The sequence below is a fragment of the Gordonia alkaliphila genome (assembly GCF_039542465.1).
GTDB lineage: Bacteria > Actinomycetota > Actinomycetes > Mycobacteriales > Mycobacteriaceae > Gordonia > Gordonia alkaliphila.
The window spans coordinates 167578-181060 of sequence record NZ_BAABIE010000005.1; the positions used below are offsets into that span (position 1 = coordinate 167578).

Sequence of the window (13483 nt, forward strand, 5' to 3'; positions counted from 1 at the left end):
CGCAGGGCCGGTCGATCACGTCCTTGACACGCGCAGCCGAGGGCGTGCACGGGGGCGTTGACGTGCCCTACGGGTCGGTCGGAGGCTGCTGGTCGGGTGTCGGGGGCCGGTAGTCGTCCGGTGCGCCGGGCTGATAGCCCGCCTGGTGCGGGTACTGCTGGCCGGGGTGCTGCTGACCGGGGTAGCCGCCCATCGGGTACTGCTGCGCACCGGGCTGCCAGCCGACCGGAGGGGCGTTCGTGGCGCGGCTGGCGCCGAGCACCCAGAGGATCACGCCGACCACCACGATCATGGCGCCCAGGATGCCGCCGAGGACGGCGAGCATGATCCCGGCTCCGCCGGCGAAAAGAGTCCACGTGGAGACTTCGGGTCCGGCCATCACGCCGACGGTGTCGCAGTTGATCGTGTAGGTGCCGGCTTCGGGGAAGTGCAGCTTCCCGAACACTGTCACCGGGTTGTTGTTGATGGTGAACGACGTGTCGCTCGACGCCGTGGTCTGCTGGACCGTGGCCGGGCCGGTGGCCATGCAGCTCGGAATGACGATGCCCGTGGTGCCCGATCCGTAGAGCCACAGGGTCGAGTTCGCCTCGGCCTCGTACTGGGTGGGGCCGTAGATGTCGAACGAGTCGGTGACCCCGTTCGCGATCTTCCCGAAGCCGACCACGGCCAGGGCGATGCCGGCGATCACCGACACCACGCCGACGGCAAGGCCGGACCAGGTGAGCCACTTGCCGATCTTCTTCACCCCGTCATCGTGTCACGGAGTGCGAAGTCGGGCGCGTCGGTTCTCGTGCCGAACACACGCAGCCGGAGAGTCGCCACCGCGACGGCGGCACCGCGTCGTCGACGTCTAACCTGGACACATGAGTGTGAGCACCCCGGAAACCCGCGACGCGCAGACCGTCGACGACGTGGTCCGCGCGCAGGCGCAGGCCGCGAAGAAGGCCGCCCGCGAACTGGCCACCCTGACCACGGCGACCAAGAACGAGGTGCTGCTGGCCGCCGCCGACGCGCTCGACGCCGCCGCCACGACGCTGTTGGCCGCCAACGCCGACGACGTGGCTCGCGCCGAAGCCGCAGGCACCGAGGCGTCCCTGGTGGACCGGCTGCGTCTGACCCCCGAGCGCGTCGCCGGCATCACTGGCGGCCTGCGTCAGGTGGCGGCGCTGCCCGACCCGGTCGGCGTGGTGGTGCAGGGCAAGACCCTGCCCAACGGTCTGGAACTGCGCCAGGTGCGGGTCCCGCTCGGCGTGGTCGGCTTCGTGTACGAGGCGCGGCCCAACGTGACCGTCGACGGCTTCGGCATCTCGTTCAAGGCCGGCAACGCCGTGCTGCTGCGCGGCTCGTCGTCGGCCGCCAGCTCCAACCGGGCGCTGGTCGAGGTGCTGCGCGGCGTCGTCGCCGAGCACGGCCTCAACCCGGACGCGGTGTCGCTGCTGCCCAGCGAGGATCGTGCGAGCGTCACCGCGCTGATCCAGGCGCGCGGCCTCGTCGATGTGGTGATCCCGCGCGGCGGCGCCGGCCTGATCGCGGCCATCGTGGAGAACGCGAAGGTGCCGACCATCGAGACCGGCTCGGGCAACTGCCACATCTACGTCCATTCGGCCGCCGACCTGGACACCGCGTGCAGCGTCATCGTGAACGCCAAGACGCGTCGACCCAGCGTGTGCAACACCGTCGAGACGGTGCTGATCGACAAGGCGATCGCCGATGTCGCCCTGGCGCCGATCGTCACCGCGCTGGCCGAGCAGGGCGTCACCGTGCACGGTGAGGAGCCCGGCATGGTGCCGGCCACCGAGGACGACTGGCACGCCGAGTACCTGTCGCTGGATGTCGCCGTGAAGGTGGTCGACGACCTCGACGCGGCTGTCGAGCACATCGAGACCTACGGGACCGGTCACACCGAAGCCATCATCACCGGCGAGTCGTCAGCGGCCCGCGACTTCACCGCCCGCGTGGACGCGGCCGCCGTGATGGTCAACGCCTCCACCGCGTTCACCGACGGCGAGCAGTTCGGCTTCGGCGCCGAGATCGGCATCTCGACGCAGAAGCTGCACGCCCGCGGCCCGATGGGGCTGCCCGAGCTCACCTCGTCGAAATGGATCGTGTGGGGCGACGGACAGGTGCGTCCGGCATGACCGCCGCCGCGGCCGAGGCCATCGTGCCGAGCTTCACGAGCACGACCGACGTGGTGGCCCAGCTCAAGACCACCGGCTACCTCGCCGACGAGGCGACGGCCACCGCCACCTACCTGGCCGACCGACTCGGCAAGCCGTTGCTGGTGGAGGGCCCGGCCGGCGTCGGCAAGACCGAGCTGGCCCGCGCCATCGCCGCCGCCACCGGCGCGGACCTGGTGCGTCTGCAGTGCTACGAGGGCATCGACGAGGCCCGCGCCCTGTACGAGTGGAACCACGCCAAGCAGATCCTCGCGATCCAGGCGGCCGGTCAGCGCGACTGGGATGCCACCAAGGACGACATCTTCTCCGAAGAGTTCCTGCTGGCCCGCCCGCTGCTCACCGCGATCTCGCGCACCGAGCCGACCGTGCTGCTGATCGACGAGATCGACAAGGCCGACGTCGACATGGAGGGCCTCCTGCTGGAGATCCTGTCCGATTTCGCGATCACCATCCCCGAGATGGGGACCGTCGTCGCGCAGCGTCGTCCCATCGTGTTGCTCACCTCCAACGCCAACCGGGAGCTCTCCGAAGCCCTCAAGCGGCGCTGCCTGTACCTGTACATCGACTTCCCCGACGCCGACCTCGAACGCGAGATCCTCGCCTCCCGGGTGCCGAATCTGCCGGAGAACCTGGCCGCCGAGGTGGTGCGCATCGTGGGTGTGCTGCGCGGCCTGGACATCCGGAAGAAGCCGTCGGTGGCCGAGACCATCGACTGGGGCAACACGCTGCTGGCCATGGTGACCGGCACGCCGGAGGAGCACGACGGCCGTGTCTCCGACTCGCTGCTCAAGCGCACGCTCGGCGTGGTCCTCAAGCACCGCGCCGACGTGCTCACCGCGGTGCGCGAGCTGAAGCTGGACTGACGTGAGTCACTCCACCTCGCCGCAGCAGCAGAGGTCGGCGCAGGAACTGGTCGACACCCTCACCGGGTTCGTCGAGGACCTGCGCGGACGGGGCATCGTGGTGGGGCCGTCGAACCTGATCGACGCCGGGCAGGCGATGGAAGTGCTCGACCTGCTCGACCGCACCAGCCTGCGGGAGGGGCTGGCCGCGACGCTGCTGTCCGATCACCTGCACCGCGACACCTTCGACCTCTGCTTCGAGCTGTGGTTCCCGTTGGGGCACAGCGCACGGGCCGGCGCGGTCGACGTGCCGCGCACCGACGACGGCGAGGTGGACGTGGCGGCGCTGCGCGAGCTGACCGCCGAGATCCTGTCCGACGAGGAGGCCGTCGCCGACGGCCGTTTCGATCAGCTGGTGGCCGCCATCGTCAACGAGGTGGGCCGGTACGAGTCGGCGCGCGGCGAGAGTTTCTCGGTGTACCAGGCGATGTCGGCGATCTCGCCGCAGACGCTGATCGCCCGGATCGCGGCCGCCATGGCGGCCGGGATCCCCCGCGAGGAGGGGGAGCGCGCCGGCACGGACGCGTTGACCCGTCGGGCCGCGCGGGACGCGACGCTGGCGCTGCGGGCGGCGGTGGAGACCGAGGTGCAGCGTCGGATGTCGGCGCTGCGCGGGCGCGATGAGGTGGCCGCGTACGCGGTGCCGAAGCTGCCCGAGCAGATCGACTTCTTCTCGGCCAACCCCCAGGACATGGTCAAACTGCGGCGCACCATCGACCCGATCGCCCGGCTGCTCGCGGCGAAGCTGGAGTTCCGTCGACGCCGCAACAACCGCGGCGCCGTCGACATCCGTTCCACGCTGCGGGCGTCGATGTCCACCGGCGGCGTGCCGATCGAACTGCGGCGCCGCAAGCCGCGTCCCGGCAAGCCCGAGCTGGTGGTGATCTGCGACGTGTCCGGTTCGGTCTCCGGGTTCAGTTCGTTCACCCTGCAGCTGGTTTACGCACTGCGCCAACAGTTTTCGAACGTGCGGGTGTTCGCGTTCGTCGACACCGTCGACGAGGTGACCGACTACTTCGATCGGTCCAACGCCGACGACCAGTTCGGCGAGCGGATGACCACCATGCTCAGCCAGGCGCGGATCAGCACGCGGGACGGCCATTCGGACTACGGGCACATGCTGCGCGGCTTCGTGGAGAACTACCTCGACTCGCTGACCCACCGCGGCGCCCTCCTGATCCTGGGCGATGCGCGCAACAATTACGCGCTCTCGAGCGTCGATTCTCTTGCGACACTGCGGGATCGGGTGCGCAACGCGTACTGGCTCAATCCGGAGCGCCGGGAGAACTGGGACACCGGCGACTCCATCGCCGGCCGGTACGGCGAGGTGATCGAGATGTACGAATGCCGCAATGCCGAGCAACTCGGTCAGGTGATCGGAAAACTGCTGCCGGTGTGATGTCCGGCGCGGGGACGCATCCCGCCCGCGTAAGCTCTGCATCCATGTCCGACGTGCCGTACACCCCGCGCCGCATCGGTGTCATGGGCGGCACCTTCGATCCGATCCACAACGGACACCTGGTCGCGGGCAGCGAAGTGGCGCACCGGTTCGGCCTCGACGAGGTGATCTTCGTGCCCACCGGACGCCCCTGGCACAAGGAGGGCGCCGCCGACGGGGTCGTCGCCCGCACCGTGTCCCCGGCCGAGCACCGCTACCTGATGACGGTCATCGCCACCGCGTCGAACCCGGACTTCACCGTCAGTCGTGTCGACATCGACCGCACCGGCGTGACGTACACCGTGGACACCCTCGGCGACCTACGACGCGAGTATCCGGACGACCAACTGTTCTTCATCACCGGAGCCGATGCGCTGGAGAGCATTCTGACCTGGCAGAATTGGGAAGAGCTGTTTGAGCTGGCGAACTTCATCGGGGTCTCCCGACCCGGATACGCCCTCGATGCTTCGCATTTGGACGACTATCTGGCGACCAAACCGGCCGACGCGCTGCAGACCATGGAGATCCCCGCCCTGGCGATCTCGTCCACGGACTGTCGTGCTCGGGCACGGGAGGGCCGCCCGGTCTGGTATCTGGTGCCCGACGGGGTGGTCCAGTACATCAGCAAACACGGCCTGTATCGAAAGGAAACCACGTGACCGCTACCGATGAGGCACGCGCGCTGGCGACGATCGCCGCCCACGCCGCCGCCGCCCGCAAGGCCGAGAACGTCGTCGTCATCGACGTCTCCGAACTGCTGGTGATCACCGACCTGTTCCTGATCGCCTCGGCCGACAACGAACGTCAGGTCAACGCGATCACCGAGGAGATCGAGGACCGCCTCCGCGAGGCCGGCCACCAGCCGCTGCGCCGCGAAGGCACCCGCGAGGGCCGCTGGGCGCTGCTCGACTACGGCGACGTCGTGATCCACGTGCAGCACGGTGAGGAGCGCGAGTTCTACGGCATCGAACGACTCTGGGCCGACGGCCCGATCGTGGAGATCGAGGGCCTCGAGCAGGCCGCCGCCGGTGGTTCCGACACGGACGAGGCATGAGTTTCGAGCCCGATCAGGGAGACACCAGCGTCGAGCGCCTCACGCCGATCGTGCGGCGGCTCGTCCTGTTCCGCCACGGGCAGACCGAATACAACGTCGCCCGTCGCATGCAGGGACACCTGAACACCGAACTGTCCGAGGTCGGCGTGGCGCAGGCCGCCCGCGCGGCCAAGGTCCTGGCGGCCCGGTCGCCGCGGATGATCCTGTCGTCGGACCTCAACCGCGCCTACGACACCGCGCTGGCGCTCGGCGCCGAGACCGGCCTGGACGTCATCACCGATTCGCGCCTGCGCGAGACGCACCTGGGCTACTGGCAGGGCCTGACCCACCACGAGGTCGACGCCGCCATGCCGGGGGCGCGCCGCATCTGGCGCGACGATGCCACGTGGACCCCGCCCGGCGGGGAGAGCCGCGTCGACGTCGCAGCCCGCGCCGTGCCGGTGGTGACCGAACTCGTCGACGAGATCCACGACTGGGGCCAGGGCGACCGTCCGGAATCGCCCGTGGTGCTGGTGGCGCACGGCGGCGTGATCGCCGCGATGACCGCCCGCCTGCTGGATCTGCCGGTCGCCAACTGGCCGGTGCTCGGCGGCCTGGCGAACACGAGCTGGGTGCAGTTGTCCGGCCACAGCCTGCCCGGGGAGAAGCCGACCTGGCGGCTGGACGTCTGGAACGCCCTGGACGTGTGGAACCACGCGCCTGACACCGCCGATCCGGGCGTGCAGTGAGCCCGGAGACCGCGCCGGGCGACGAACCCGGATCGATCCTGGTGCTCGCGGACTCACTGTCGTTCTATGGGCCGGTCGGCGGGCTGCCCGCCGACGACCCGCAGATCTGGCCCAACCGGGTCGGTGCCGCGCTGGGGCGTCGGGTGGAGCTGCACGCGCGCATCGGGTGGACCAGCCGTGACATCTGGTGGGCGGTGACCCAGGATCCGCGCCTGTGGTCGGACCTGAGCAAGGCCGACGTCGTGGTGCTGGCGTACGGCGGCATGGACTCGTTGCCGTCGCCGCTGCCGACGGCGCTGCGCGAACAGATCCGCTACGTGCGGCCCGCGGGCCTGCGCGAGCGGGTGCGCGGCGCGTACGGCTGGTTGCAGCCGCGCCTGTCGTCGCTCGGCTGGCCGATGGCGTTGCCGCCCGCGGTGACCGTCGGGTACTACGAGAAGGTGCGCGCCTCTCTGGCGCACCTGCGGCCGGAGTTGCCGATCGTCGTCGCGCTGCCGCCCACGCATGCGAGCCCGTACTACGGCTACGCCCATCCGGGGCGCGTGCCGACCAGTGCGGCCATCGAGCGGTGGGCGCACGAGCACGACCTGGCCGTGGTCGACTTCTTCCCGATCACCTCCGTCGATTTCACCGACGCGCCGGCGACGATGAACCCCGACGGCATCCACTGGGGCCTGCACACCCACGCGGCGATCGCCGAGCTGGTGGCGCCCGCGGTGGCCGCGCAGCTCCCGGGCGGCGCGAGCGAGGTTGAGCGCTCCGGCTAAGTTGTAGGGGTGCCTGTCATCGTCGTCACCGACTCGTCGTCGCGGTTGCCCGCGTCACTGGCCGACCGCTACGGAATCGTGCAGGTCCCGCTGCATGTGAGCATGCCCGATGGCGCCGAGTATCTCGAAGGTGTCGACGACATCTCCAGCGACGTGATCTCCACGCCGGGCGCGACCACCTCCGGTGCGAACCCGCAGGACCTCATCGACGCCTACCGCGAGGCCATTGAACGCAGCGACGGCGACGGCGTGGTGGCCGTGCACATGTCCCGTCGACTGTCGGGCACGTGGGCGGCAGCGCGGTTGGCGGCCGAGGAGTTGGGTGACGTGCTGCGGGTGGTCGACTCGCGGGCCGCCGGGGTGTCCGTCGGGCTCACGGTGCTAGCGGCCGCGCAGGCGGCCGAGGCCGGCGCCGACCGCGATGCCGTGTACGAGGCGGCGGTGCGCGCCGCGGCGACCGCCGAGTCGTTGATGTGCGTGCAGACCCTGGAGAACCTGCGCAACAGCGGCCGGATCAGCACCGCGGGCCATCTGCTCGCGTCGGCGCTGTCGATCAAGCCGATCCTGCAGATGTCCGATGGCGTGCTCGCCCTGCTCGAGCGGCAACGCACCATGACCAAGGCCGTCAAGAAGATGGTCGACACCATCGTCGAGTCGGTGGGCGACGACGAGGTGACGGTGGCGATCCAGCACTGCCACGCGCCCGAGCTGGCGGTGCAGGTGCATCAGAGCGTGGTGGATCGGCTGCCGAACGTCACGTCGTCGCTGGTGGTGGAGTTGGGCCCGGTGCTCGGCATTCACGTCGGCCGCGGCGCCGTCGGCGTCACCGTCGGCCGCGGCCTGCAGCCCCTCGACTGACTCTCCAGTGAACTCCGAAGTCGACTAGCCGGCGGGGTACACGGGCGGGGCCGCGGTCGGCACGAATCCGGGCATCGGCGCCATCTGGCCGGGCGAGACTCCCCGCGCCGCGGAGGCGTACGGGTTCACACTCGGGTCGGCGAACGCGATGTGCTCCCAACGCCACTGCTGGATGCGCGGTCCGACCCAGAACGAGTAGATGCCGAGCGTGATGATGCACAGCAGGAACCACTTGACCCAGTTGCCGAAGAGACCCCATCCGCTGCCGGTGAACACGAGCTGATGACCGTCGATGTACGAGTGCTTCGCGCGCCAGCGCTCGCGGAGCACGAGTGCGAACGGGTAACAGATACCGAGCGTGCAGACGGTGATGAGCAGAGCGAGCAGGCCGGTGCCGAAGTACGTGGCGGCGCCGCCGTCGAATCGAAAGCGCCGATGATCTGGTGTGACCATGCCGTCCCCCTTTCGTGAGTGTGAGTGGTTGATGCAGTCGCCAGAGACTATGACGCACCTCCGACAAAGATCACCGATGGGCAGCCTGCGCCACGGTGGGGACCGGGAACCTGTGGACAACGGCGGCTGTCCACAGGGCACCGTGCGACGGCCTCGTAGCGGCCGCGGGGGCGGCTTACCGTCGCGGCATGGCCAGGCGATCTTCCACCGCAGCGAGCAGTCCACTCGATCGGGTGCTGCCGCGTCCGCACCTCGTCCCGGGACCGCGTACCGAACCGGGCGAGTCGTCCGCGCGCCGCGCCGCCGATGAGCAGTCGGCTGGGGAATGGGGTGCGGAGGAGTGGGGTGCCACCGCGATTCCGGCCTGGTTGGACACGCCGGCGGGCCGTCGGGCGTGGGCCGGACGCGGTGACGTGGACCCCGGCGAGGGCGACCTCGACCCGGCGGACGACGTCGACGCGCACGACTTCGATCGGGACGGTCTCCGAGACGGTGATCGCCGAGCCGACGATGTCGGTGACGGCGATCCCGGCGGCGAGGAGTTCGATGACAGGAGTTTCGATGACAGGGACCTCGACGACGGGGATTTCGATGACGAGGATTTCGACGACGAGGATTTCGATGACGACTGGGGTGCGGCACCGAAGCGGCGATTGACCATGCTCCCGCCCGCGGCGCTCGCTCTGATCGGTATCGGGATGATCGCCTGCGTCATCGCCGGCTTCACCCTGCTGCGGAACACCGAACCCGCGGCGCCGCTCGTGAACTTTCCGGCGTCGGCCGGGCCGACCCCCACCGCGGAGTCCGGCGGATCGCCCGGCGCGGAAGGCGGCCCGTCGGCGAGTAGTGCGCCCTCGAGCGCGGCGGCGACCGAGATCGTGGTGAGCGTCGCCGGTCTGGTGCACAAGCCGGGGCTGGTCCGGCTGGCGCCCAACTCTCGGGTGGCCCAGGCACTGGAGCAGGCCGGGGGCACCCGCGCGCAGGCCGACGTGCTGAGCCTGAACCTGGCGCAGATCCTGCACGACGGCGATCAGGTCCTCGTCGGCACGCGCGATCCCGCGGTCGGCTCGGTGCGCAGCGCGGTGGTGTCCTCCGGCGCGGGACCGGTGGCGGGCGACGGTGCGACCGCCGGCCGCGCGCCCGTCGTCCCCGGGGCCGGCGGCGCCGCGGCGAAGGTCGATCTCAACACCGCCACCCTCGCCGAACTGGACACCCTGCCCGGCGTCGGACCGGTCACGGCACAGGCGATCATCGCCTGGCGGGAGCAGCACGGGGGCTTCACCTCGGTGGACCAACTCGCCGAAGTGGACGGCATCGGCCCCGCACGACTGGCCAAGCTCCGCGACGCGGTGACCGTGGGCTGATGGCCGTCGACCTGCGCCTCGCGGGACCGGCCGCGGCGTGCTGGGGCACCTGCGCGATCGCGCTCGCCACACCGCTGCCGGTCACGCTGGTGCTGACCGCGACGTGGACGGTCGCCGCGGCCGCGGGGTGGTTCGGCTGGCGTCACCGGCGGGCGGCGCTCGCGGCCACCGTCCTGGGCGTGTGCGGCGTGGCCGCTGCCGCCGGTGCGGTGTGTGCGATCCGCATCGGACTGGTGGAATCGTCGCCGGTCCGGGACCTGGACGGCAAACCGCGGGTCGTGCTGCAGGTGTCCGGCGATCCGCGGGTCTTCGCCGGGAACGGGGGCGCCACGCTGCCGGTGCGGGTTCTGGCGGCGGGTGGACGGCAGCTACGGGCCGTCGACGCCGTGCTCCTGACCCGCGTCACGCAACTGCCGGAAACTGTTCCGGGACAGCGCCTTTCGGTCCGGGTGCGGGTGCGACCACCGCCGCCGGGGCCAGCGAACCGATTGGTGGCGGCACGCCTCACCGCCGTCGACGAACCCCGGGTGGTGGCGCAGGCGCCGCCGTGGCAGCGGTGGGCGGGTCACGTTCGCTTCCGGTTGCGAGAGTTGTCAGCACGGGCCCTGCCGCCGCAGGCGGCCGGTCTGTTCCCGGGATTGGTGCTCGGCGACACCGGACTGCTCGATCAGCAGTTGCGTACCGACTTCTCCGCGGCCGGCCTCACTCACTTGACCGCGGTCTCCGGAGACACAGCATAATAAAGGTATGGGTATCGTCGACGCTATAAAGCCGCTGGTAGCGAGAGAATACCTGCGGGTCTCGCAGGACGCGGACGGTCGAGGGAAGTCTCTCGACCAACAGCAGGAGGAGAACCACCCCGCGATAACAGCCCAAGGCTGGAGCATCCACCCGACGCCATACCGGGACCAGGGAATCAGCGCGAGCCGTTATACGCGCAAGAGTCGCGACGGCTTTGAACTACTGATCACAGACCTGCGGGGCGGGTCGTTCGAAGCGGACATCCTAGTGCTGTGGGAGTCCAGCCGCGGCTCCCGCCGGCTCGGCGAGTGGGCCACCCTGATGGACCTGTGCGAGGACCAGGGGGTACAGATCTGGGTCACAGCTGACCGCAAGCTGTACGACACGGCCAACGCCCGCGACCGCAAGAGCCTGGCCGAGGACGCAGTCGACGCCGAGTATGAGTCGGCGAAAATCTCGAAGCGGATCAAACGCGACGTCGCCTCCGCTGCGCGTGCCGGCCGTGTCCACGGCAAGAACCTCTACGGCTACCAGCGGCACTACGTCCAGGGGCCCCGCGGCCCCGTGCTCGACGCGATCACTGAGCACCCCGACCAGGCCCCGATCGTTCGCGAAGCGGCCCGTCGCGTCTTGGCGGGAGAGAGCCTCTACGCGATCGCCAAGGACTTCAACGCGCGAGGCCTACCGCCACGGCGACCGTCACACGACCCGGCCGGGCGGCGAAAAGGGTTCGGCTGGACCGGAGGCGCCGTGAAGCAGATGCTCTCCATCCCCGCCTACGCCGCCAAGCGGGTGCACCGGGGCGAGGTCGTCGCCGACGCCGTGTGGCCCGCACTGATCGAGCCCGATGAGTGGGAAGCGCTGCAGGCGATACTGTTCCAGCCGGGCCGACGCCGGAACGCCAACGCGTGGACCGTCCGCTACCTGTGCACCGGCGTCGTGGTCTGCGGCGTCTGTGGTTCGCGCCTGCGGGTCGGCAAGCAGAACAGGGGCGCGGGGCCGCGCGTCCCGAAGCCGGAGTCGGTGACCAAGATCGAGTACAAGCAGGCCGAGCGGGAGCGCGAGCAATGGAAACAACGTCGTCGCGAGGAGTGTGCCTGCGCAGAGGGACCCGACGACGACGGTGTCCAGGGGGCCGACCGGTGCGTGTATCACTACCGCACGTACGTGTGCTCCGGCCTACCTGGGCCGGACGGCGAGCGCGGCTTCCACGTCACGATGAAGACAGAGCATCTCGACCGCGTTATCAGCGAAATGATCATCGCACGCTTGGAGCGACCGGATTTTCTCGCGCAGATCAACGACAACACCGACAGCGCCAGCGGTGAACGCCGCGAGCTCCTGGCCCAGATCAACGCCGACCGCGCGTACTTAGAGGACGTCAAGGCGCAGGCCGCGGAAAAGCGTGACCTCAACATCTACTTCGACCAGCAAGCTCGAATCCAGCCGCAGATCGACGCTGCCCAAGCGCGACTAGAGCAGCTGGCCGCGGTGGACCCGCTCGTGCTGACGCTGGCGCAAGAGGGCTCGGTCAGAACCGCCTGGGAAGCGATGGACATCGTCAGTCAGCGCCGAGTCATCGCCGCCATCGCCGTGCCGCAGCTTCTGCCGGCCGAACGCAAGGGCCTCCGGGGGCTCTCTCCAGAGCGCATCACCCCCGGCTGGAAGTAGCGCGTTGGCGGCTGTGGGGGGATCCCGGGGGATCGTAGGGGGTTAGCCCATTCTCGATCCCCCGGGATCCCCCCACAGCGATGAATCGGACCGTGGTCCGATTCACCGCTGGCCTATCGTCTGCGGCGTAGCCGCCGACAAAGCGGCCCTGTTCCCGGACATGGCCGCCGGCCGCACGCGGCGGGCGGCTGTCGCCACCACCCACGCCCTGCAAGGAGCATTGGTATGCACGAGGATTACATCATCGATCAAGTCGCTGCGATCCAGGCCGCCTCCGGCTTCCACCTCACCACCGGGGACATCTCCGCTATGCGCCGGCTACTGCGTGGTGAGGTCACCGTCGAGCAGGAGAAGGTGGCTGTGTTGGCCGAGCTTGCCACTGCCCGGGTCGGTGCCCCAACGCCTGGACCGCCTATCCGAGACAACCTGCTCGGACTAACCTGCCCCGCTGAGCTTCACATCGCCGAGCGGAGGTTGACCTCGCTCCGAATGGCGCAGCTCGTCGCCGACCCAGGGGTCCTCGACTCGTGACGACCATGAGCCACCCGCCCCTGGCGGCCTGCACGTCGCGGACGCCGACTGGCGCCGCGCCCACGCGGCGCTGAGTCCTACAAAGGTCGGTTGGGTCGGTTGGGTCGGTTGCTTGGAGCCTGTACCCACGCGAGATGAGCACGGGAACAGCTCGTAGCGGGCACGCGCAGAGAAAATTCCGCATGCGCGTAGGTGAGATCGAACCGACCCAACCGACCCAACCGACCCAACCGTGGCGAGGACGTGACCCAGCCATGGCCGCGGAGCGGCCCGGAGAAGGCCCGTAGCACCCGGCTCAACCGGAGTCGTTCAGCCGAACGACTCCGGTTCTTGTGTTTTGTCGGATCATCCGTAGTATCCACAATGTAGCCGTAGAGCTACATTGCAACCCAGGGGGAGATCATGCATGGCCGTGCCACGGGGCCCGTGAAACAATCGGGCCGTGCCCGCACCCGACGCCCAACTGACCGCCGCTCAGCGGCGGGTTCGTGCCGTGCGTAGGCAGGCCCTTGCCGAGGCGCTCGTCGCCGCACGTACCGCAGCCGACATGACGCAGACCGAACTCGCCGAAGCGGCCGGGCTGAGCCGGAGCGCCATCGCCCGCCTCGAAGCCGGTGACGCCGGCATCGCCAGCGACAGGCTCTGGGATCTCTGTGTCGCCCTCGGAATGCGCCCGAGCAAGTTCTTCCTGCTGGCCGAGGCTGACGCCGAGGCTGCCGAAACCCTCGGCGACGCCTAGTACGTAGCCCTTCCGGGGCTCTTCTCAACGACCGACACGAGCACGCCGGTCGATCTCACT

Annotated in this window: 15 protein-coding genes; 13 read left to right on the plus strand and 2 right to left on the minus strand. The window is 69.6% G+C overall.

What is annotated here, in order from left to right:
- Nucleotides 1-67: 67 nt before the first annotated feature.
- Entirely contained in the window at nt 68-745 is a 678-nt protein-coding gene (locus ABD989_RS07450; RefSeq protein WP_345312976.1) for a hypothetical protein, read from the minus strand.
- A gap of 118 nt (nt 746-863) precedes the next feature.
- Between ABD989_RS07450 and ABD989_RS07455 the strand changes: the two genes are divergently transcribed.
- Genes ABD989_RS07455 through ABD989_RS07490 form a run of 8 tightly spaced genes read left to right on the plus strand, consistent with a single transcriptional unit; the run spans nt 864 to nt 7924 of the window.
- Nucleotides 864-2138: a glutamate-5-semialdehyde dehydrogenase gene (locus tag ABD989_RS07455; RefSeq protein WP_345312977.1), complete on the plus strand. Its 1275-nt coding sequence runs from the start codon at nt 864-866 to the stop codon at nt 2136-2138.
- Entirely contained in the window at nt 2135-3040 is a 906-nt protein-coding gene (locus ABD989_RS07460) for an AAA family ATPase (protein ID WP_345312978.1), read from the plus strand. The genes ABD989_RS07455 and ABD989_RS07460 overlap by 4 nt, the downstream gene beginning before the upstream one ends.
- 1 nt (nt 3041) lies before the next feature.
- On the plus strand, nt 3042-4478 hold the full coding sequence (locus ABD989_RS07465) for a VWA domain-containing protein (protein WP_345312979.1): 1437 nt from the start codon (nt 3042-3044) through the stop codon (nt 4476-4478).
- A 44-nt stretch (nt 4479-4522) separates the two neighbouring features.
- On the plus strand, nt 4523-5176 hold the full coding sequence (gene nadD / locus ABD989_RS07470; protein WP_345312980.1) for a nicotinate-nucleotide adenylyltransferase: 654 nt from the start codon (nt 4523-4525) through the stop codon (nt 5174-5176).
- Entirely contained in the window at nt 5173-5571 is a 399-nt protein-coding gene (gene rsfS / locus ABD989_RS07475) for a ribosome silencing factor (RefSeq protein WP_345312981.1), read from the plus strand. Before nadD ends, rsfS begins: the two co-directional genes overlap by 4 nt.
- Nucleotides 5568-6299 (plus strand): histidine phosphatase family protein, encoded by a 732-nt coding sequence (locus tag ABD989_RS07480; protein ID WP_345312982.1) that lies wholly within the window; start codon nt 5568-5570, stop codon nt 6297-6299. Before rsfS ends, ABD989_RS07480 begins: the two co-directional genes overlap by 4 nt.
- Nucleotides 6296-7066, plus strand: a complete 771-nt coding sequence (octT, locus tag ABD989_RS07485; protein ID WP_345312983.1) for a diglucosylglycerate octanoyltransferase — start codon at nt 6296-6298, stop codon at nt 7064-7066. The genes ABD989_RS07480 and octT overlap by 4 nt, the downstream gene beginning before the upstream one ends.
- Before the next feature lie 9 nt (nt 7067-7075).
- The gene (locus tag ABD989_RS07490) at nt 7076-7924 is read left to right on the plus strand and encodes a DegV family protein (RefSeq protein WP_345312984.1); all 849 of its coding nucleotides are present in this window, start codon (nt 7076-7078) and stop codon (nt 7922-7924) included.
- 24 nt (nt 7925-7948) lie between these two features.
- Here the strand turns inward: ABD989_RS07490 and ABD989_RS07495 are convergent, their stop codons facing one another.
- Nucleotides 7949-8377: a DUF898 family protein gene (locus ABD989_RS07495; protein ID WP_345312985.1), complete on the minus strand. Its 429-nt coding sequence runs from the start codon at nt 8375-8377 to the stop codon at nt 7949-7951.
- 188 nt (nt 8378-8565) lie between these two features.
- Between ABD989_RS07495 and ABD989_RS07500 the strand changes: the two genes are divergently transcribed.
- The 5 genes from ABD989_RS07500 (at nt 8566) to ABD989_RS07520 (ending at nt 13423) form a co-directional block, all read left to right on the plus strand.
- On the plus strand, nt 8566-9741 hold the full coding sequence (locus tag ABD989_RS07500) for a helix-hairpin-helix domain-containing protein (RefSeq protein WP_345312986.1): 1176 nt from the start codon (nt 8566-8568) through the stop codon (nt 9739-9741).
- Complete coding sequence (locus ABD989_RS07505) at nt 9741-10481, plus strand: ComEC/Rec2 family competence protein (protein WP_345312987.1); 741 nt, start codon at nt 9741-9743, stop codon at nt 10479-10481. The genes ABD989_RS07500 and ABD989_RS07505 overlap by 1 nt, the downstream gene beginning before the upstream one ends.
- A gap of 7 nt (nt 10482-10488) precedes the next feature.
- A complete protein-coding gene (locus ABD989_RS07510) occupies nt 10489-12153 on the plus strand; it encodes a recombinase family protein (RefSeq protein ID WP_345312988.1) in 1665 nt (554 codons plus the stop codon).
- A 225-nt stretch (nt 12154-12378) separates the two neighbouring features.
- Nucleotides 12379-12684: a hypothetical protein gene (locus ABD989_RS07515; RefSeq protein ID WP_345312989.1), complete on the plus strand. Its 306-nt coding sequence runs from the start codon at nt 12379-12381 to the stop codon at nt 12682-12684.
- Nucleotides 12685-13126: 442 nt separating this feature from the next.
- On the plus strand, nt 13127-13423 hold the full coding sequence (locus ABD989_RS07520) for a helix-turn-helix domain-containing protein (protein ID WP_345312990.1): 297 nt from the start codon (nt 13127-13129) through the stop codon (nt 13421-13423).
- The last annotated feature ends 60 nt before the right edge of the window (nt 13424-13483 follow it).